We start from the raw sequence: 20,414 nt of genomic DNA, 5'->3' as shown, positions 1-20,414 counted from the left end.
TTTTTTTTTTTTCCCTATTTTTCGCTCTTCCGATCTTGAACTAATATTTACTGGAAATAATCATTAGACAAAAACAATTATCTCCAGTAAATATTAGTTCATAAGGATTAACTAACTATAAATGACCATTGAATGACAACTAATGACCAATCTCCGATGACTTACTGCCTCGCAAATACCCGTTTTAATAAATCTGTCACCCGGGCTGCCGGATCTTGCCGGATGTTCTTTTCAGTTTCGCCAATTTTCAGGAATAAGCCATCCAGCGCTCTTTTGGTGAGGTAGGCGCTCAGGTCCGTTTCAACAGTTTCTAAATCGGCCAGTTGGCCCACAAACGAGCCGGCTACCTGGTTCCATTTGCCGGTCATTTCATCCCACGATTGCTGCGCGGTGTAGTTGCCCACGACTTTTTTGTTAAGCGAACCTTCAATTTTGGGTTGATAGAGGGCAAGCAGGGCCTCGTAGTTAGTTCGCCGCAAATAGTCCGTTGCCGCGTAATCACCGCCTGTTAAAATCCCGGCTGCATCTTGTATGCTCATGGTTTTGATGCTGTTTACCAGGATGGGCGCGGCGTCTTTGGCAGCGTCCGAAGCGGCATGGTTGATGCTGGTAATCACTTTATCAACCAAATCCTGTCCACCGGGAAGCTTGCTCAGATTTTTGGTGATGATATCGGCCTCGGGCGGAAGCAAAATTTTCACCGCTTCGTCTTTTAAATAGCCATTTAATCCTGAGAGTTCGGATACCGAGCTGTCGGTCCCTACAACCAGAGCCTGCTTCAAGCCGGCCACAATCTCATTTTGGCTGAGCGGTTGCTGATCATCGTAAATGGTTTTGGCAATTTGTTGCATTTCAGCACAGCCAAGAAGTAGAAAAAACAATCCAATGAGCGTAAACTTTGTTTTCATATCAACTATCGTTTCTAATTCCGAATTCAAACCCAATCACCAATGACCAATCTTCAATCCAGAATCTTTTTTAATAAATCTTTGCGGTTCAATTTAAGCAATTCTTGCCGGATTTGTTGTTTGTACTCTTTTTTATACCAGAAAAAGAATTTGCGTTGCGATAGTTTGTCTTTTTTCGATTTGGCCGTGTAAATCTTCTCCATCGTATAGGGATGGTAGCCGGTGTAGTAAATCACGGTGGCCAGTGTCATGGGTGTTGGGGTAAAGTCCTGCACTTGCTCCAGCTTGAAATCCAGTTGTTTGGTTTCGGCAGCCAGGTTGGCCATGTCGGTATTTTGGCAGCCCGGATGGCTCGAAATGAAATAAGGTACCAACTGCTGGTTCAAACCTTCTTGTTTGTTGATTTCGTTGAAGACTTTGTTGAGCTTATAAAAATGACTGAATGACGGCTTGCGCATCACTTTTAAAACATCATCTGAAGTATGCTCAGGGGCAACTTTTAAGCGTCCTGAGACATGATATTTCACCACTTCGCGCAGGTATTCCATGTTATTTTTATTCACCTGCTTGTCTTTTGTTTCGTGTAGAATCATGTCGTAACGGATGCCACTGCCTACAAAAGCTTTCTTAATCTTTGGATTTTGGCGAACCTTGCGGTACAGGTCGAGCATGGGTTTGTGATCCACATCCAGGTTTTTGCATACTTCGGGAAAGATGCACGACGGGCGCTTACACTTGCGGCAGATTTCTTCGTGAATTCCCTTCATTTTGTACATGTTGGCTGATGGGCCGCCCAAGTCTGAAATATAGCCTTTGAAGTCGGGCATTTGGGTGACCTGTTCCACTTCTTTCAAAATCGATTTTTCGGAACGGCTGGCAATAAATTTGCCTTGATGGGCCGAAATCGTACAAAAAGTGCAGCCTCCAAAACACCCGCGGTGAATATTGATCGAGTGCCGGATCATTTCGTAGGCCGGTATGGTTTCCTTGTTTTTGTATTTGGGGTGCGGAAGCCGGGTAAAGGGCAAATCGTAAAAGCGGTCAATTTCCTTTTCTTCCAACGGCGGCCAGGGCGGGTTGACCACCACTTGCTGGTTTCCAATGTGCTGGGTAATTTTATTGGCTTCCGACTTGTTGGACTCCTCTTCAATATGCATGAAGTTTTTGGCGAACTTTTTCTTGTCGCTCAGGCACTCATCGTGCGAATACAAATCGATGTTATTCCATTTCTTGTTGGTGGCATAGCTGGCATCTTTATCAACCAAAAAAGCCGTTTGCGGCAGGTTGGTAATCGTACGGGCATCAACGCCTCGCTGCACCAGCCGGGTAAAGTCGAGGATGGATTTTTCACCCATTCCGTAGAATAACAAATCCGCTTTGGCTTCTTTCAGAATCGATGGTTTCAGCTTGTCCTGCCAGTAATCGTAGTGCGTCACCCGCCGCAGGGAAGCTTCAATACCACCCAGCATAACGGGCGTGTCGGGGTAGAGTTTCTTCAGAATGTTGCAATACACCGTGGCCGCATAGTCCGGACGCTTGTCGTGCTGGCCGCCGGGTGTGTAAGCATCTTTGGAGCGCTTGCGTTTGTTGGCGGTGTAATGGTTGACCATCGAATCCATATTTCCCGAGGTCACGGCAAAGTAGAGTCGGGGAGTGCCCAGCTTTTTGAAGTCACGCAAGTCGTCGAGCCAGTTGGGTTGGGGAACAACGGCCACGCGTAATCCTTCGGCTTCCAGGATCCGGCCAATGACGGCCGCTCCAAAAGACGGGTGGTCAACATAGGCATCGCCGGTAAATAAAATAATATCGGCTTCGTCCCAGCCGCGTTCGTCCATTTCTTTTCGGGTGGTCGGCAACCAATCGGTTGTCTGATATTTTTCGTATAACTGATTCACGTGTCGCTCCTTCTTGATTTATGATGGCAAAGTTAACCTGCTTTTGTTGATTTAAAAGACTTTGATCTCTTTTTTAGGTGGAACTCAATTTAAAAAAACCGCGTCATTGTGTAAAAGCAAGCTTTATCCTTTCTAAATTTAGAGCGAGAATAAAACCTGAATCATGGAAATTGTCAAACCTAAAGACATTCTTCAAGCCACTCCCTACCTGGCTTATCTGGGCGGTGAAAACCTTGCCAAGTTCATCATGTATGTTTTACGGTTTAGTAAGCTGAACCGGCTTTATGGGCAGATAGCCGACAAGCAGGGCACGGCGTTTATTGATGAGTTGATCAAAATTTTGGAAATCAAGTACGAGTTTGATGCGGAGGAGTTGCGCAAGATTCCGAAAACGGGGCCTTTTATTGTTGTGGCTAACCATCCGTTTGGTGGGCTCGACGCGATTTTGCTCATCAAAATTATTAGCCTCGTGCGCTCGGATGTGAAGGTGATGGCTGATCTTCTTCTGAAAAAGATTGAACCCATCAGTGATTTCTTTTTGCCTGTCAATCCGTTTGAGTCCCGCAAATCCACTTCGTCCGGCTTTGGTGGCATTAAAGCTGCCATGAAACACCTGGATTCGGGCGGTGGGCTCTGCCTGTTTCCGGCGGGTGAGGTGTCGGGCTACCAGGCCAACTATAAAATTACCGACCGGCAGTGGCAGTATGCGGCACTCAAGTTTATTAAGCACTCCGAGGTTCCGGTTATTCCGGTTTATTTCAGTGGGCACAACAGCCGCTTGTTTCATCTCATGGGCCGAATTAAGCCCAATTTGCAACAGGCCAGGCTGCCATCGGAGCTGCTCAATAAGCGCCGTAAGCCGGTTAAGATTCGGATTGGCTCCACTATTTCGGTCAGTGAACAGGCAACCTTTCCGGAGGTGTACCAGTTTGGCCGTTACCTGAGGGCCAGAACGTATAGCCTGAACTCGCGAATACAGGTGAAACGTTTTTTCAACTATTCGCTGAAAAGGCAAAAGCGGGTGGAAGAAATTGTGAAAGCCTCGTTGCCCGACACCATCAAAAATGAAGTTGCGGGATTGGGAAGCGACAGCTTGTTGTTTCAGGTGAAAAATTTCAAGGTGTTTTGCGCGCCATCGAACGAGATTCCTACGATTCTGTATGAAATTGGCCGGCTGCGCGAAATGACTTTTCGCGAAGTGGGCGAGGGAACCAACCGTGGCATTGATTTGGATGAATTCGATTTGTATTATCACCAGCTTTTTATTTGGGATGTTGAAGCAGAAAAGATTGTCGGAGCTTACCGCATAGGTAAAGGAGCCGATATTTTGCATGAGTTTGGCTTGCGCGGGTTTTATATTCACAGTTTGTTTAAGTTGCATGAATCGTTTGAGCCCATTCTGGAACAGGCTGTCGAGCTGGGCCGCTCGTTTGTAGTGAAGGAATACCAGCGCCAGCCGCTGCCTTTGTTTCTGCAGTGGAAAGGGATTCTTTATTTTTTGCTGAAAAACCCGGAGTACCGTTATCTGATCGGGCCGGTCAGTATCAGTGCCAATTATGCAAAAACCTCGAAAGAACTGATCATTAAGTTTATCATGTCGCACCATTTCGACTGGCAAAATGCCCGGCTGGTATCGCCTCGAAAAGCATTCAAGTTTAAAAGTCCCGACCCGAACATGAATGTGATTATGGAAAACCTCGACGACATCAACAAACTCGACCGTTTTATTGGCGATGTGGACCAGCTCAACACCGGATTGCCCGTATTGCTGAAAAAATACATCAAGCTGAACGCCAATATCATTGGCTTTAATGTCGACCCCAAATTTAACAGCTGTTTGGATGGGTTGATTTTACTCGATGTGTACGACGTGCCCAAAGGTGTGATTGAGTCGCTGTCGAAAGAAACCAACGACGGAGCAATTTTGAACCGTTTTTATAGTAGTCGTGAATAATTTCAACTTTCTTTGCAGACCAGATGTTTTAGAAATAAAATTAAATGATCGTATTATGAGATTATTATTTGCCTTGTTGATTGGCAGCGTCTTGTTGTCATCCTGTGTTCAGAAAAAGAAAGAAGCCGTGCAACCCCTTGATACCAGTTCACTGGTTCATCAGGTAACGGTTGAGGAAGTGATTCAAACCAGTACCTACACCTACTTGAAAGTGAGCGAAAACAGCCAGGAATTTTGGTTGGCCGTCAACCGGCAGGAAGTCGAAGTGGGAGAAAAGTACTATTATGAGTCAGCCCTGGAAATGAAGGATTTTGAAAGTAAAGCTTTGGGGCGGGTGTTTGACTCGATTTATTTTGTGCAGAAGTTCAGCCAGCAACCCATTACCTCAAACAATCCGGTGGCTGGAAAGCAATCGCCGCAAGGCAAGGCGCTCGAAGATTTTAACGAAGGTATTCAGATTAACCCGGTTGATGGTGGCGTGTCCATTGCTGACTTGTATGCTTCAAAAAGCGATTTTTCAGGACAGCAAGTGACCGTGAAAGGTCAGGTGGTCAAAGTAAATAAGAACATCATGTCGCGTAATTGGCTGCACATTCAGGACGGAACCAAACATGGCGAAAACTACGATTTGACCATCACGTCGAATGAAGTGGCTGAAGTGGGCGACGTAATTGTTGTTGAAGGTACCGTAACCCTGGACAAAGACTTTGGCGCCGGCTATTTTTACGAGCTCATCATGGAAGACGGGAAAATACTGCCGTAAGCTTCGTTCGATATCGAAACGGCGTGGCAGGTTGCCGGTGTTTTATCCGGCCTGCCATTGTCCAATCCAAATAAAAACAGCAAAAGACCATTGAATTCAATGGTCTTTTGCTGTTTTTAATGGCCTTCAGTTTTCATCTTTTTCTACTTTGACAGAGAAGATTGATGGAAGATTGTTCTCCTATTTCATCCGGTCCCAGAAGGGAGCCATTCGAACAATCCGTTGGCTTTATTCCGCAGGGGTTCCCAGCGTGTCAGCAGGTAGTGGCGCGATCTGCTTTAAAAAGTGACTGGCAATTTTTAAAACGGGCAGTTCATCCATGTCATCACCTAAATTCGAGCAAATACTGACCACGAGCTTAGCTTCAGGATAGACCGCAATAGCCGAACTTCCGCCAACAGTGCTCCCAGCCTGACCCAGAAGTTTCCGGCCGTCGCGATCAACGGTGGCCAGCCATCCGAAACTACTGTTTAGCTGTTGTCCGGTACGCAGTTGATACGGCTCATGAAACAAATCGATGCTTTCCTGATTGAAGAAACCGGGTTCCAGAATTTGCTGGGCCGCTTTGTTCAAATCGTCGGCCGTTGATAAAAATCCCAATGCCGGAGCCATGGGCGCCAGATTGACGCTGGGGGCATTCACCAGTCGGGCAATGAAATCGCGGTGGTAAGCATTGCTTCGGTTTGGGATAATACTCAGTTGACTGTCAATCATGGTATCGTCGAGTTTGAGCGTATCCAAGATGGTTTCCCTGATTAAGCTTGAAAAATTTTGGTCGGTCAGTTCTTCAGCCAGAATTCCCAACAGGGCCAGGCTATAGTCCGACTTAAAGTAATAGGTGTCGGGTTCGTACACCAAAGGATCATTTTCATACTCGCTGATGTAGTCTTTCAGGGTGCGGATTTTTAAATCTTGCTGAAGCAGTTGGGTCCGCGAGCTTTCGGGAAAACCGGCCACCTGAGCGGCCAGCATTCGTGGGGTGAAGTCAAAATCTTTCTTTGGAAATTCGGGGATGTAGTCATAAAAGCTGTCATCCAAATCCAGCAAACCTTCTTCCTGTAGTTTGGCAATCAGGAAGGTGGTAAACAACTGCGAACTGCTGCCGATACGGAATTTCGTGTCGCGTGTTACCGGCGCATTCAGCTCTTTGCTGGCCATGCCAAGTCCTTCGGACCAAACGATTTCACCGTCAACCGAAACAGAAATCGAAGTGCCTGGTGTAAAGCCGGTGATCATGTGTGTGGCCAGGTCTTTCCGTGCATCCAAAATGACTTGTTTAAACGCTTTGTTGTAAATCGGTCCATTCTCGGGTTTTTTCTTGTTACACGAAGAAAAACTTAGAATAATTACAAGAATTGGTACGATTGTTTTAAATACTGAAATGGGTCGGGTAGATTTCTTTTCCATCATTCTAAATTTATTGAAAACGACAAATTGGTTATAATTAATGATTTGTATTGGGAGTGATTCCCCTCAATTTTTGCAGCCCTGAAAATAGTAAAATCAACTAAACCAGCGACTGCTTGCCCTATTAAAATTTTCAAACAGGTGTTTTTTGGGAACTGAAGCAAGCGGAGCTCCTGTGTTTGGTGGATGGAACATAGATTTTGTGATTTATGAACCGGTCATTGGGATAGCTTTCTACCAACTTCCTCTCCCTCCCCATTTGACTATCGCGATCACGGCCATGTTTTGAAAAGGGTGATGTGGATTCGCGAAGGCAATTCACACGCCGACATGGTGCAGAACTTGGTGGAACTGGCGGTGTTGGGCGAAAAAAGTTCCGGACCGTTGAGTCAGATCAACTTTGACAGCACCCTACTGGCCGGAAAAGCAAGAACAATTTGCGAATACGGATCATAGGTGTTTTACAGAGATGAAAACCAAACGGAAGCGTTAATTACGCTTGATGAATTCTGAAAGCCTTGATTTTAGCGGCCCCGAGCTGGGATGACCCTCCCCGGCGGCTTTTTACCCTCCCCAACGCCAACCGACCCTCCACAGCGAGAACAAAGCCTCCCCAACGCCAAAAATCTTATCCACAATGGAGAAAATGCCGCCACGACGGGAAAAATCTTGTCCACAGCGAAAAAAATGCCGCCACAGCGCAAAAAATCTTATCCACGGCGGAAAATGAGTGGCCCCGGAGCAAAATCCTGGCTTCCCAATGGCTGTTGAGCAGTCTCTGAGCTGTTTTTCCCTTCCCCGGCAGGATTTCGGCTGTTCACAAGCTAAAGGAGACTTGTCCGGCGTATTTTGCTAGAAGCAAACCCGCTCAATGATGAGGCTAAAGCCCATGTTGAGTTATCGCAACCGCCCGGCCCTGAAGTACCGGGTTACTGCATGGTGCAGATTCCAAGGCAGTGGATGAACACCGACCGGTACCGGCACCAACCGCTGGATCATTCGAAGAGAAATCACCGACAGCATCATTAACCCCCGGATTTATCCGGGGGACACGGGATCGCCTGCAACAATCGGGCTTTAGCCCAAAACCCGTTTGGGCTAAAGCCCAGCTTGCATCGTCGCGATAGGTTACTATACCAACCTCCGCAGGCCTCTCACTGTTGCTTCACTTTCCCAGCACAAAAATAGCCGGTCGTTTTTGGATGTCGGGTTGGTGTTTTTTCCAATCGTTGATGGAGCGGGTTTGAATAAACTCGGTGTCGAGCGTGAGGTCGCAGGCAATGCACAGTTTGGTGTGGGCTTGGCAGTTGGTCAGCAAATCGCCCAGCAGCTGTAGGTTGCGGTAGGGCGCTTCAATAAACAGTTGGCTTTGGTTTTCAGTGTAAATGCGGCTTTCAAGCTGCTTGATTTGTTTGGCTTTTTCGCCTTTGGGTATGGGCAGGTAGCCATTGAAGGCGAAGTTTTGTCCGTTCATGCCCGAGGCCATCATGGCTAGCAAAATGGAGGAAGGCCCCACCAGTGGAACCACGCGGATGCCTTTTTCGTGGGCAATGCGCACCACCTCGGCGCCGGGATCGGCCACGCCTGGGCAGCCGGCTTCGCTCATGATGCCCATGGGCAAGTTTGCCTTGATTGGGTCGAGGTAGGCATGCAGTTGTTTCTTATCGGTATGCTTGTTCAGCTCGTAAAAGTGCAGCGAATCAATGTCAATCTCACGGTCCACTTTTTTCAGAAAACGCCGGGCAGTTCGGATATTCTCAACAATAAAGTGCGAAATGGAACGAATGACTGAGCTGTTTCTGTCGGGTAGCACCGTGTTGAGTTCACTTTCGCCCAAGGTTAACGGAATCAAATACAAATTGGCCATAGATCAAAATTTCTTCAAAATTAATTAATTTACACGGGCAGCCTTCGAAAATTGAATTTTTGTAGTTTTGCTGACAGTTATGGGACAGAAGTTAAACATACAAATTGAATTTCTGGGAACCGGCACTTCACAAGGGGTTCCGGTGGTGGCCTGCAATTGTGCGGTGTGCCGGTCGGCTGATACGAAAGACAAACGCTTGCGGACGGCTCTTTTTATTGACGCCAACGGGCACAAGATTGTGATTGACGCGGGGCCTGATTTTCGCCAGCAAATGTTGCGCATTGGCCTGCAAAAGCTCGATGCCATCTTTTTGACCCATGAGCACACCGACCATATTTTTGGCTTGGACGATATTCGGGCTTTCAATTGGGTACAAAAACATCCTACCGATATTTATGCCGAAAAGCGGGTCCACCAAACCATTAAGCGCGTTTTCGACTATGTGTTTGAAGAGCACAAGTATCCCGGCATTCCGCAAATGAACCTGCATCTGATTGAAAACAAACCCTTCAGCTTCAATTCTGTCGAGGTGATTCCGGTGCGTGGCTACCACCACAAATTGCCGGTGTTTGGATTCCGGCTTGGAAAAATGGCCTACCTCACCGATGTCAACCGGGTGGATCCGGAGGAAAAGGAAAAACTGAAGGACTTGGATTTGCTGGTGGTGAATGCGCTTCGTTTCGAAAAACACATTTCGCATTTCAATATTGAAGAAGCGGTGGCACTGATTGAAGAATTGAAGCCCCAAAGCGCTTATCTCACCCACATCTCGCACCTGATGGGCAAACATGCCGACGTTGAGCCGCAATTGCCCGAAAATGTGTTTCTGGCTTACGACGGTTTGAAATTGACCGTTTAGCTGTCGAAAAGCTATGGTTGCCGCTCGTAAAGCATCAATTCATCAATCACATCAGCAATTTTATGATACGGATATTTGTGTACCAGGAAGTAGTGGCTGGCATCGGTGTCGGGATCCCAGGTATTGTGCCCGTTTTCGAAGATGACAAACTTGCCGGGGCCCGCGACATAGAAGTAGTCTTCGGGATTTCGCACCGCGCAAAGTACGGCAGTTTGATCCCATGATTGTCGTTTATCGGCTTTTTTTCCTTCGTAGGTATCCAGGTTGTAGCGGTAAGCCCAGGCCAGCGGATTGTTGACCGAACCTTCATCAGCCAACCGGCGCCCGGTGAAAATAGATGAACCGATTTCCCATCCGCTGAACAGGATGGGCGTTGGCCAATGTTGAAAGACCTCAAACGAAGCTTCCGGATGTCGGTTGACATTAAATTCGCCTCCTTCGGGAAAGCGTCCGGCCATAGCTACCCAGTTTTTCACTTTCTTCTTCACCAGTTCCAATCCGGAGAGTGGCGAAAACTCATCGGGGCCGGACTGCAACAAGTCGGCCAGGTTGCTCACAAACCCTACGGTGACAATTGTTACGCTGTTGTTTTTTTGCCTGGCCAGCGTTTTCCGGTAAACTTCCACAGCCGATGGATAGTCTGCATTGGTTTTGTTTTGGTTGAAATACTTGGTTACAATGGAGTCGTTCCAGTGGTTTCCGGCACTAAAATCAGGCGCATCTTTGCCTGCAGCGCCAACAGGGATATCGGCACGTTTAAAATATTGATTAAATACGTCGATGGTTGGTGCGATAGTCGGGTAGCCATCGCTGGCACAGCAAGCCAGTATGTCGCATTCGCCTTGGGCGGCCAAAGCATGCAGCACGGCAATGGCGCCAACATCATCGTAATCGGGCCCCATGTCGGTGTCGAAAATGATTTTAACGGGTTGCTTGCCTTTCAACTCGAAAACAAAAAAACAAAGGGTGAGGAGAAAACTGAATTGGAAAATTTTCATCGGATTAGTTGGTTTAGTGCTTGTGAATTCAGAGTCTGAAAATAAAGAATAATGTCCAAAATGAATTGTTTATTCCATAGTTTCTTTTGAGCTGCTGGTTGAAAGAAGGGGCAGGGCAGTAGCCAAAGCGGCAACAAGATAGGTGATTCCGGCGACCAGCAGTGCTGTACCCAGGCTAAACTCGTCGGTGAGGTAGCCCAGCAAGGGGCCAATAATGGCGAAATTGATGCGAATGACAAAATTCCGAAGCGACAAGATGGTGGCCCTCACTTCGGACTGGGTGTAGCGGTTGATGTAATCTTTCAGGATGGGGTGGGCGATACCGCGAAACAAGTAGAAGGCAAACAGGATGGCGATGCCAGCCAGACTGATTTCCCAAGCCGCCAAAAGGTAGCTCAGGCTTAATCCGAAAATGATAATCAGTAATGAATTGCGCTGGCCTAGCCGTTTCTCCACTTTGTAGGATAAAAAGGAGGAAACGCCAACCGATAGATTGAGCAAGGTCCACAGGATTCCAAAAGCCGACAAAGGCACATCGGCTGCTTTAAAGTACGGCTGCACAAACCAGGCAAAGGTAAGCGATGCTGTTCCGGTAAATGAAGAAACCAAAATTGCGGCACGCAACTCGCGGTGGTTAAAAGTTTTTCGAATGGTTTGCAGAATCGTGCTGAAACTTTGGGCAACTTCCTTGGCATGCCATTTCGGTTCTTTCAGGAACAGGGCCGCAGGAATAGCAATGGCGGCAATGGCAAACTGGAAGTAGAAGGGCATGCGCAGGCTGATGGTGGCCAGCAAGCCGCCTGTTACGCCGGCAATGGCTTCGGCGAAGTTCCCGGCCGAGGTGATCCAACCTTCCTGCTTAATGTATTGGTCGGTTTTTTTCGATGATTTCAAGGTGTCGTAAAGCATGGCGGAGTCGGCCCCCGAAACAAAGCTATGCCCCAGTCCGAGCACGATTTCTGCGACGGCAAAGGCCCAAAATCCATAGGAGAAGGAGTACAAGGCAAATCCGCCGGCTCCCAAAATGGCACCCAGCAGTAGCGTGTGTTTGCGCCCCCACACATCAGCCAAATAGCCCGAAGGGATTTCCATGAAGACAATAGCCATGGAATAGATGGATTTGAGCCAGAAAATTTCTTGCATGCTCAGGCCGTTGTCCTGGTAGAAAATCACCACCACTGGCATGACCAAGTTAAACCACTTGGCAAATTTTATCAGATACAGACTGATGATATTGAACCGCATGCTTCCGCTCATAGGGCTGCAAAAATAGCAAATTCGGTGAGTTGATTTTTTGAAGAAGAACAAATCGTTCAAATAGATTCTGTTTGTCTGGATGTCATTTTCTTGAATTAATGGCGAATTTTCCGCCAAATTGAAAGATTCTTGCTAATTTTAGCGCCCAGAAAATAACCAATTTACATCAAGCTGCATCAATACAGCGATACTTAATAGCATATGAAACTATATTTCCCGGAGAATTACAAGTCTCATCTTGACTTGAGACAGACGGAAAAGGCCATTAAGCTGGTCAAGGATTTTTTTCAGCAGGATTTGTCTTCCGAATTGAAGTTAAGCCGAGTAACGGCACCTCTTTTTGTACTGAAAGGCACCGGTATTAACGACGATTTGAGCGGCATTGAACGTCCGGTGACTTTTCCGGTGAAAGAGTTGAATGACCATGTTGCCGAGGTCGTACACTCGCTGGCCAAGTGGAAGCGGATGACCCTGGCCGACCTGGATATTGATCCGGGCTACGGATTGTATACCGACATGAATGCGATCCGTCCGGACGAAGAACTGACCAATATTCACTCGCTTTATGTGGACCAGTGGGACTGGGAACGGGTGATTACAAGTGAAGAACGCAACCTGGAATTTCTGAAAAAAATTGTCCGGAAAATCTATACCGTGTTGTTGAGGACCGAGTTTTTTGTGTTTGAACACTATCCGCAGATTACGCCGATTTTACCCGAAGAAATTACCTTCATCCATGCCGAAGAACTGGAAGCCAGATATCCAGACCTGACTCCGAAAGAACGGGAGAATGCCATAGCCGAAGCCCATGGCGCCGTTTTCATTATTGGCATTGGGGGTGAGCTGCCCAGCGGACAGATTCACGATGGCCGTGCACCAGACTACGACGACTGGTCGACCGAAACCGTAAATGGGTACAAAGGTATGAATGGTGATATTCTGATTTGGAACCCGGTACTGCAAAGTTCATTCGAAATATCATCGATGGGGATTCGCGTTGATAAGGAAACGCTGTTGCACCAGTTAAAAATCACCAATACCGAAGACCGCCAGGAGCTTTTGTGGCACAAGCGCCTGTTGAACGACGAATTTCCGCTGTCAATTGGCGGAGGTATCGGGCAATCACGCATGTGCATGTATTTCCTGCGTAAAGCACATATTGGAGAAATTCAATCGAGTATTTGGCCGGAAGATATGTACAAACAATGCCGCGAACACAATATTCACCTGGTGTAGTTTGACCGAATCGGACATTAGCTGAAAATATACTTTTTGCACGGTTGCCGTTTTTGATATTTTTATATCTTTGCAACCGCTTTAAGGATGCCTCGGTAGCTCAGTTGGATAGAGCAACTGCCTTCTAAGCAGTAGGTCATGGGTTCGAATCCCGTCCGGGGTACAGAAATACAAACTAATTTGAATTAAAGGTGCTTAAAATCAATGGATTGAGCACCTTTTTTATTTGAGTATATCAGCAGAATAGGAGCTTGATCTTTGAACACCGACTGGTCCCTGTTAGTCATATTCGGTAATTGGTTCTCCATTTTTAATACATACCCTGAAAACAAAAGCGCTTAAATCATTGAATTTAAGCGCTTTTGTTTTTATTTGAATTTCGAATTGTGCCCAGAACAAGACTCGAACTTGCACGACCATAATCGGTCACCAGCCCCTCAAGCTGGCGTGTCTACCAATTTCACCATCTGGGCAGTAAGTTGTGAAACAATGCAAAAATAGATTGCTTTCGGCTAACAAATCCATCAGCTCTGGCTTTTCGTTTAAAGCGTTGCAAATATAAAAAAAATGTCATTGAGTCGTTTGTTTTTGATGAATTTTTCGTCGTTCTGTTTCATGGGCAAAATCTGCAAGTACCAGCTTGGGTAAACTAAAAAGTGAATGGACAGAGCTACGGATTCTTCTTCGATCGATTTTAAGTTGATTCTTAATAAAGAAAGTCAGATCGCTTACTTTTGTGTTATAGAACATTTATCTGAAAAAAAATAAGAAAGCCTATTAAGAGTAAATAATACTTTTATAATTTTGAAACCTATGGAATCAACAAATGAATTCTTGTCTGAAATGTATGGGGCGCACCCCAGGCATTATGTTGCAGTAGACTGTGTCATCTTTGGTTATAACAACGGTGAGCTGAAACTGCTGCTTTATCCGCGTAGTTTTGAACCGTCAAAAGGAAACTGGTCTTTGCCTGGAGGATTTGTTCAGAATCATGAGTCTTCCGATCAGGCGGCCATACGGATATTGAAAAAGACCACCGGACTGGATAATATTTTCATGGAGCAGGTGGCCGCCTTTGCCGAGCCAGATCGCGAAAAAGCAGCCCGGGTCATCAGTTTGGCTTATTACGCCTTGGTACGACTGGATCAGTACGATGAAAACCTTTTAAAGGAATATGGTGCGACCTGGTATTCATTAACGGATATGCCCGACCTAATTTTCGATCATAACGAAATGGTAGCAAAAGCTCTGGCAAAACTGCAATACACAGCCGGCTATCAATTGGTTGGGTCAGAGTTGTTGCCCGAGCTTTTTACGCTCACCCAGTTGCGACGACTTTACGAAGCAATTTTTCAGCGCGAACTTGATCCGGGTAATTTCAGAAAGAAAATATTGTCGTTGGGTATTTTGAAAAGGTCAAACAGAAAAGATTCCACAGAATCGAAAAAAGGAGCCTACTACTATTGCTATCACCAGGAAGGCATTCAAGAAAAAGAAATCGGTCGAATTATTAAAGTATAACAAATCATAAAAAACTACACGATGGAAACAAAGGATTTAAAATCGTATGAAGTCTGGTTTATCACTGGTAGTCAGAATTTGTATGGCGAAAAAACGTTGCAACAAGTTGATAAAGACTCAGAAACTATAGCCAAGGCTTTTGATGCTTCAGCTGCTATTCCTGTAAAAATTGTTTTTAAGCCGGTGCTGAAAACACCCGACGAAATTTACAATTGCTGCCTCGAGGCCAACAGTTCACCCAACTGTATTGGGCTGATAACCTGGATGCATACTTTTTCTCCCTCGAAAATGTGGATTCAGGGGCTGAGCGTGTTGAATAAACCGTTTGTTCACCTGCATACCCAATTTAACCGCGATATTCCATGGGAAACCATTGATATGGATTTCATGAACCTGAACCAATCGGCCCATGGCGACCGCGAATTTGGGTTTATCTGCTCGCGCATGCGCCTAAACCGGAAGGTGATTGTAGGCCATTGGGAAGATCAAAATGTGCAGGAGAAACTAGGTAGGTGGACGCGCTCTGCTGTTGGTTACAACGAATCGAAGAGTTTGAAAATCTGTCGTTTTGGTGATAATATGCGGCATGTGGCTGTAACCGAGGGCGATAAAGTTGAAGCTCAGCGTGTTTTAGGTTGGCAGGTAAACTATCATGGGGTAGGCGATTTGGTGGCCAGTATGGACACAGTTTCAGAAACCGACATCGACGCTTTGATGGACGTTTATGCGAGCGAGTATCAACTGGATGATCAATCGAATGAGAATATTCGTTACCAGGCCAAGATTGAATTGGGCTTGAAGAAATTCCTAGACAAGCATGGTTATAAGGCTTTTACCACCAATTTCGAAGATTTGCATGGACTGAAGCAACTACCTGGGCTGGCCTGTCAGCGATTGATGGAGCAAGGATATGGTTTTGGTGCTGAAGGCGACTGGAAACAATCGGCTTTGGTTCGTATCATGAAAGTGATGGCCCAGGGCTTGGAAGGTGGCTGCTCATTCATGGAAGATTATACCTACCATTTGGATCCGGCGCAACCAGCCGTTTTGAGTGCGCACATGCTTGAAATTTGTCCGACAGTTGCGGCGGCAAAACCCAAAATTGAAGTACACCCCTTGGGAATTGGAGGCAAGGATGCTCCGGCCCGTTTGGTGTTCAATGCTCCCGAAGGCGATGGTATCAATGCAACCTTGGTTGATATGGGAGGCCGCATGCGCATGATCCTTAATCCGGTGAAATGTATCACCCCAAAAGCACTTCCGAAATTGCCCGTGGCCTGCGCCTTGTGGGTTCCAATGCCAAACCTGGAAATTGGCGCTGCAGCCTGGATTTTAGCTGGCGGAGCTCACCATACCAGCTTTAGTATGGCATTGAACAGAGAATACCTGGAAGATTTGGCCGAAATGATTGGTCTTGAGTTGGTGGTGATTGATGAAAATACCCAAATTTCAGATTTCAAAAAAGAACTGAAATGGAATGATTTGTATTATCACCTTTCCAAAGGACTTTAGAATTTTTTGAACTAATAAACACAAACTAAAAACTTTGAACTAATGGGTTTACTTGACTGGATTGTGATCGGGATTTTTGCCCTTGCACTGATCGGGATTATTGTGTGGGTGTTTAGGCAGAAAGAAGAAACTTCAGGCGATTATTTCCTCGCAGGGCGGGGAGCCTCGTGGATCGCTATCGGAGCGTCTATTTTTGCTTCCAATATTGGATCGGAACACTTAATTGGTTTGGCTGGAGCCGGCGCCTCGAGCGGAATGGCGATGGCCCACTGGGAAATTCAGGGATGGATGATCCTGGTGCTGGGATGGGTGTTTGTCCCTTTCTATTCGCGAAGTATGGTGACCACCATGCCCGAGTTTCTGGAAAGACGGTACAATAAAGAATCGCGTACCATTTTATCCATGATCTCGCTGATCAGTTACGTGTTGACCAAAGTGGCCGTAACGGTTTACGCCGGCGGATTGGTTTTCAAGGAAGTATTTGGAATTGAGTCTGTGTGGGGAATTGATTTCTTCTGGATATCGGCTGTGGGACTTGTTCTACTGACAGCGATTTACACCGTTATTGGTGGTATGAAATCGGTACTTTATACATCGGTATTGCAAACCCCAATATTGCTCTTAGGCTCCATCATCATCGTTGTTTTAGGACTGCGTGCGCTGGGCGGGTGGGACGAGATGATGGCTATTGCCAGTGCGACTCCGGTAAACGACTATGGAGACAGCATGACCAACCTGATCCGAAGTAACCGCGACCAGGATTTTCCTTGGTTGGGCGTATTTATTGGATCAGCCGTGATTGGCTTTTGGTACTGGTGTACCGACCAGTTTATCGTTCAGCGGGTGCTTTCGGGTAAAAACGAAACGGAAGCCCGCCGGGGAACGATTTTCGGTGCCTACCTGAAGTTAACTCCCGTGTTTTTATTTATGATTCCGGGAATGATTGCTTTCGCGATGGCACAAAAAGGCGTGGTGATCAATGGGCAGGTGTTTGCCTTAACAAACTCTGATGCTGCTTTCCCAACGCTGGTTGCCACTTTGCTGCCTGCCGGTGTAAAAGGGCTGGTTGTTTGTGGAATTTTGGCGGCTTTAATGAGTTCGTTGGCTTCCTTGTTTAATTCGTCAGCTATGCTTTTTACCATCGACTTCTATAAAAAATACCGTCCCGAAGCCAGCGAACGCCGGTTGTTGCATGTTGGACGAATTGCGACCGTTGTCGTGGTGGTCTTGGGCGTATTGTGGATTCCGGTGATGCGTAGTATTGGCGATGTACTTTATACCTATTTGCAGGATGTGCAGTCGGTGCTGGCGCCAGGAATTGCAGCGGCCTTTCTTTTGGGCGTTGTTTCGTCAAAACCTACTCCCAAAGGAGGTATGTGGGGGATGATTGCCGGCTTTATTATTGGGGTTTTGCGCATTGGAGCCAAGGTGCTTTATACCACGCAAGCAAAAGCTGACGGCTATGCCGATGTGAAAGTGTGGGCAGCCGAGACAGGTGTTACCAACTGGTTCTATACCCTGTTCTACGATGTCAACTGGCTGTTCTTCAGTGGTGGTATGTTGGTTTTTAGTATCCTGGTCATTATGGTGGTCAGCCGTTTTACCCAGTCGGCGCCTGCAGCCCAGCTGGAAGGCTTAACCTTCTCATCGGCCACTGCCGGACAAAAAGCTGCAACACGAGCCAGTTGGAACCATTGGGATGTGATGCACACCGTCATCATTCTCGGTATCACCGTGGCTTTTTATATTTATTTCTGGTAGGAGACAAAAGTACCAGACGATAATAGGTAATTGCAATTTTTTGATTTAAAAAAGGACAAGATGTTAGAGGAATTAAAAGAACAGGTTTGCCAGGCGAATCTTGACCTGGTGAAACACCAGCTGGTGGTTTTTACCTGGGGCAATGTCAGCGGAATTGACCGGGAAAAAGGATTGGTGGTAATCAAACCTTCCGGAGTTTCCTACAACGGGATGAAAGCTGAAGATATGGTTGTGCTGGATTTGGATGGCAAGCAGGTGGAAGGCAACTACAAGCCTTCGTCCGATACGCCGACACATTTGGTGTTGTACCGGAATTTTAAAAATATTGGCGGTATTGTACATACGCATTCCGAATGGGCCACCAGCTGGGCACAGGCCGGAAAGCCGATTCCTGCTGTGGGAACAACACACGCTGACTATTTTTATGGCGAAATTCCGTGTACGCGAAAAATGACGGATGAAGAAATTCGAGGTGCTTACGAGTTGGAAACCGGCAATGTTATCGTGGAACGGTTCAAAGAGCTGAATCCTGATTTTATGCCCGGTGTGCTGGTCAATAACCATGCACCATTTTCCTGGGGAACCGATCCTCACGAGGCGGTCCACAATGCTGTTGTGTTGGAAGAAGTGGCTAAAATGACTTTCCGTTCCTTTCATCTTAATCCAAACACCGAAATGTCGCAAACTTTACTCGATAAGCACTTTCTGCGTAAGCACGGGAAAGATGCCTATTATGGACAATAAAAACTAAAAATTGAATTAAAATGACACAAGCAAAATACACGATCGGATTGGATTACGGTTCGGACTCGGTGCGTTCGCTCATTGTGAACGTAGAGACGGGTGAAGAAGTGGCCAGTGTGGTTTTCGAATATCCCCGCTGGAAGAAAGGCCTGTATTGCGATCCTGCACAAAACCAGTTTCGCCAGCATCCGAAAGATTACCTTGAAGGATTGGAGTACACCATTGTGGAAGCCTTGAAACAGGCGCCGGAAGGTGTGGCTGAAAATGTGGTTGGAATCTCTGTTGATACCACTGGTTCAACCCCTGTGGCGGTCGATGAAAAAGGAACGCCGCTGTCATTAACCCCTGGTTTTGAGGAAAATCCCAACGCCATGTTCGTTCTTTGGAAAGACCACACGGCGGTCAAGGAAGCCGATCAAATTAATGATTTGGCCCGCCAGTGGGATATCGATTTCACCAAGTTTGAAGGTGGTGTTTATTCTTCGGAGTGGTTTTGGGCTAAATTGTTGCACGTATCGCGGGTTGATCCTGCGGTTTATCGGGCCGCCAATTCGTGGGTCGAGCATTGCGATTGGATTCCGGCAGTGCTGGTAGGAAATACCCGTCCCAAAACGTTAAAACGAAGCCGTTGTGCTGCGGGCCACAAAGCCATGTGGCACGAAGCGTTTGACGGTTTGCCTTCCGAAGAATTTTTAACCGCACTAGATCCGCTGTTGGGCGGTTTGCGCGATCGTTTATACAAGGAGACCTATACCTGCGATGTGGCGGTTGGCAAGCTTTCCAAAGAGTGGGCCGACAAGCTGGGTTTATCAACTGATGTTGTTGTCGGCGTTGGTGCATTCGACGCGCATCTTGGTGCTTTGGGTGCCGAGATTGAACCCTACCATCTGAGTAAGGTGATGGGAACGTCAACCTGCGACATGTTGGTAGCGCCAATGGAAGAAGTTGGCGATAAACTCGTGGCCGGAATTTGCGGACAAGTGGATGGCTCCATAACCCCGGGTATGCTGGGCATGGAAGCGGGTCAGTCGGCTTTTGGTGATATTTATGCTTGGTTTAAACGCCTGCTGATGTGGCCTGCCGAACAAATTCTGGCGAAAAGCAGTTTGGTAATCGACGAACAGCGCCAGGCTTTGATTGATGAAATGGCTGATAACATGATTGCCGAACTTTCAAAAGAAGCCGAAAAAATTGGTATTGGCGAAAGTGGCGTGCTGGCCATTGATTGGATGAACGGACGGCGGACACCGGATGCCAACCAGAACCTGAAAGGCGCCATTGCGGGCCTGAGCCTGGGAACCGATGCGCCACGTATTTTCCGTGCTTTGGTTGAAGCTACAGCGTTTGGCTCAAAAGCCATAGTTGATCGGTTTCGTAGCGAAGGCGTTCGCATTGACGGCGTAATCGCCCTGGGCGGTGTGGCCAAAAAATCGACATTGGTGATGCAGATTGTTTGCGATGTGCTGAATATGCCCATCAAAGTGGCGCGCTCGGAGCAGGCTTGTGCCTTGGGTTCAGCCATGGCCGCCGCTGTAGTTGCCGGTGTGTATGCCACAACAAATGAAGCTCAGAAAAAAATGGGCGGTGGTTTCGAACAAGAATATCATCCAATTCCGGAGAATGTTGCCAAATACCAGAAACTGTACGAAGATTATCTGGCTTTGGGAGGCTTCATCGAAGAAAAGCTTACAGAAAAGTAAAATCATTATTTCGGTACAAAATAGTTGAGCGG

16 protein-coding genes and 2 tRNA genes are annotated in these 20,414 nt (G+C 46.8%); 11 read left to right on the top strand and 7 right to left on the bottom strand.

Going from position 1 to position 20,414, the window contains the following annotated elements; all coding sequences use genetic code 11:
• Window positions 1-161 precede the first annotated feature (161 nt).
• Both NC99_RS13935 and NC99_RS13930 read right to left on the bottom strand, forming a co-directional pair.
• Window positions 162-908, bottom strand: a complete 747-nt coding sequence (locus NC99_RS13935) for a DUF4197 domain-containing protein (RefSeq protein WP_053184717.1) — start codon at window positions 906-908, stop codon at window positions 162-164.
• Window positions 909-961: 53 nt separating this feature from the next.
• Window positions 962-2,803, bottom strand: coding sequence for a YgiQ family radical SAM protein (locus tag NC99_RS13930; RefSeq protein ID WP_239684458.1), 1,842 nt, complete (start codon window positions 2,801-2,803; stop codon window positions 962-964).
• A gap of 163 nt (window positions 2,804-2,966) precedes the next feature.
• On the opposite strand from NC99_RS13930, the gene NC99_RS13925 reads away from it, so the two are divergent.
• Both NC99_RS13925 and NC99_RS13920 read left to right on the top strand, forming a co-directional pair.
• Window positions 2,967-4,757 (top strand): lysophospholipid acyltransferase family protein, encoded by a 1,791-nt coding sequence (locus NC99_RS13925; RefSeq protein ID WP_053184715.1) that lies wholly within the window; start codon window positions 2,967-2,969, stop codon window positions 4,755-4,757.
• A 55-nt stretch (window positions 4,758-4,812) separates the two neighbouring features.
• On the top strand, window positions 4,813-5,520 hold the full coding sequence (locus tag NC99_RS13920) for a GW dipeptide domain-containing protein (RefSeq protein ID WP_053184713.1): 708 nt from the start codon (window positions 4,813-4,815) through the stop codon (window positions 5,518-5,520).
• Window positions 5,521-5,748: 228 nt separating this feature from the next.
• Here NC99_RS13920 and NC99_RS13915 read toward each other — a convergent pair whose 3' ends face one another.
• Window positions 5,749-6,930 carry a serine hydrolase domain-containing protein gene (locus NC99_RS13915; RefSeq protein ID WP_053184711.1) on the bottom strand — a complete coding sequence of 394 codons (1,182 nt, stop codon included), beginning with the start codon at window positions 6,928-6,930 and terminating at the stop codon, window positions 5,749-5,751.
• A gap of 291 nt (window positions 6,931-7,221) precedes the next feature.
• Between NC99_RS13915 and NC99_RS21930 the strand changes: the two genes are divergently transcribed.
• The gene (locus tag NC99_RS21930; protein WP_157624895.1) at window positions 7,222-7,383 is read left to right on the top strand and encodes a hypothetical protein; all 162 of its coding nucleotides are present in this window, start codon (window positions 7,222-7,224) and stop codon (window positions 7,381-7,383) included.
• A 709-nt stretch (window positions 7,384-8,092) separates the two neighbouring features.
• Here the strand turns inward: NC99_RS21930 and NC99_RS13905 are convergent.
• Window positions 8,093-8,794: an SAM-dependent methyltransferase gene (locus NC99_RS13905; RefSeq protein WP_053184707.1), complete on the bottom strand. Its 702-nt coding sequence runs from the start codon at window positions 8,792-8,794 to the stop codon at window positions 8,093-8,095.
• Window positions 8,795-8,861: 67 nt separating this feature from the next.
• Between NC99_RS13905 and NC99_RS13900 the strand changes: the two genes are divergently transcribed.
• Entirely contained in the window at window positions 8,862-9,653 is a 792-nt protein-coding gene (locus NC99_RS13900; RefSeq protein ID WP_239684457.1) for an MBL fold metallo-hydrolase, read from the top strand.
• A gap of 11 nt (window positions 9,654-9,664) precedes the next feature.
• On the opposite strand, the gene NC99_RS13895 is transcribed toward NC99_RS13900, so the two are convergent.
• A complete protein-coding gene (locus tag NC99_RS13895; RefSeq protein ID WP_053184705.1) occupies window positions 9,665-10,651 on the bottom strand; it encodes a nucleoside hydrolase in 987 nt (328 codons plus the stop codon).
• 69 nt (window positions 10,652-10,720) lie between these two features.
• A complete protein-coding gene (locus tag NC99_RS13890) occupies window positions 10,721-11,908 on the bottom strand; it encodes an MFS transporter (RefSeq protein ID WP_082326492.1) in 1,188 nt (395 codons plus the stop codon).
• 201 nt (window positions 11,909-12,109) lie between these two features.
• On the opposite strand from NC99_RS13890, the gene asnA reads away from it, so the two are divergent.
• Together asnA and NC99_RS13880 are read left to right on the top strand one after the other, a co-directional pair.
• Complete coding sequence (gene asnA, locus NC99_RS13885; protein ID WP_053184702.1) at window positions 12,110-13,144, top strand: aspartate--ammonia ligase; 1,035 nt, start codon at window positions 12,110-12,112, stop codon at window positions 13,142-13,144.
• Window positions 13,145-13,233: 89 nt separating this feature from the next.
• Window positions 13,234-13,307 (top strand) — tRNA-Arg (locus tag NC99_RS13880).
• Window positions 13,308-13,531: 224 nt separating this feature from the next.
• On the opposite strand, the gene NC99_RS13875 is transcribed toward NC99_RS13880, so the two are convergent.
• Window positions 13,532-13,617: transfer RNA gene (locus NC99_RS13875), tRNA-Leu, on the bottom strand.
• 340 nt (window positions 13,618-13,957) lie between these two features.
• Here NC99_RS13875 and NC99_RS13870 point away from each other — a divergent pair.
• The 5 genes from NC99_RS13870 to NC99_RS13850 are packed head-to-tail and all read left to right on the top strand — an operon-like array spanning window position 13,958 to window position 20,382.
• Entirely contained in the window at window positions 13,958-14,665 is a 708-nt protein-coding gene (locus NC99_RS13870) for an NUDIX hydrolase (RefSeq protein WP_053184700.1), read from the top strand.
• A gap of 21 nt (window positions 14,666-14,686) precedes the next feature.
• Window positions 14,687-16,177 carry an L-arabinose isomerase gene (gene araA, locus NC99_RS13865; RefSeq protein ID WP_053184698.1) on the top strand — a complete coding sequence of 497 codons (1,491 nt, stop codon included), beginning with the start codon at window positions 14,687-14,689 and terminating at the stop codon, window positions 16,175-16,177.
• Window positions 16,178-16,219: 42 nt separating this feature from the next.
• A complete protein-coding gene (locus tag NC99_RS13860; RefSeq protein WP_053184696.1) occupies window positions 16,220-17,938 on the top strand; it encodes a sodium:solute symporter in 1,719 nt (572 codons plus the stop codon).
• A 60-nt stretch (window positions 17,939-17,998) separates the two neighbouring features.
• Window positions 17,999-18,682: an L-ribulose-5-phosphate 4-epimerase gene (gene araD / locus NC99_RS13855; RefSeq protein WP_053184694.1), complete on the top strand. Its 684-nt coding sequence runs from the start codon at window positions 17,999-18,001 to the stop codon at window positions 18,680-18,682.
• Window positions 18,683-18,702: 20 nt separating this feature from the next.
• A complete protein-coding gene (locus tag NC99_RS13850; RefSeq protein WP_053184692.1) occupies window positions 18,703-20,382 on the top strand; it encodes a ribulokinase in 1,680 nt (559 codons plus the stop codon).
• Window positions 20,383-20,414 lie beyond the last annotated feature (32 nt).

It is taken from the genome of Sunxiuqinia dokdonensis (assembly GCF_001270965.1).
Lineage (GTDB): Bacteria > Bacteroidota > Bacteroidia > Bacteroidales > Prolixibacteraceae > Sunxiuqinia > Sunxiuqinia dokdonensis.
Note: the sequence above shows the minus strand (reverse complement) of the source record. Positions and strands in the feature narration are given on the sequence as shown.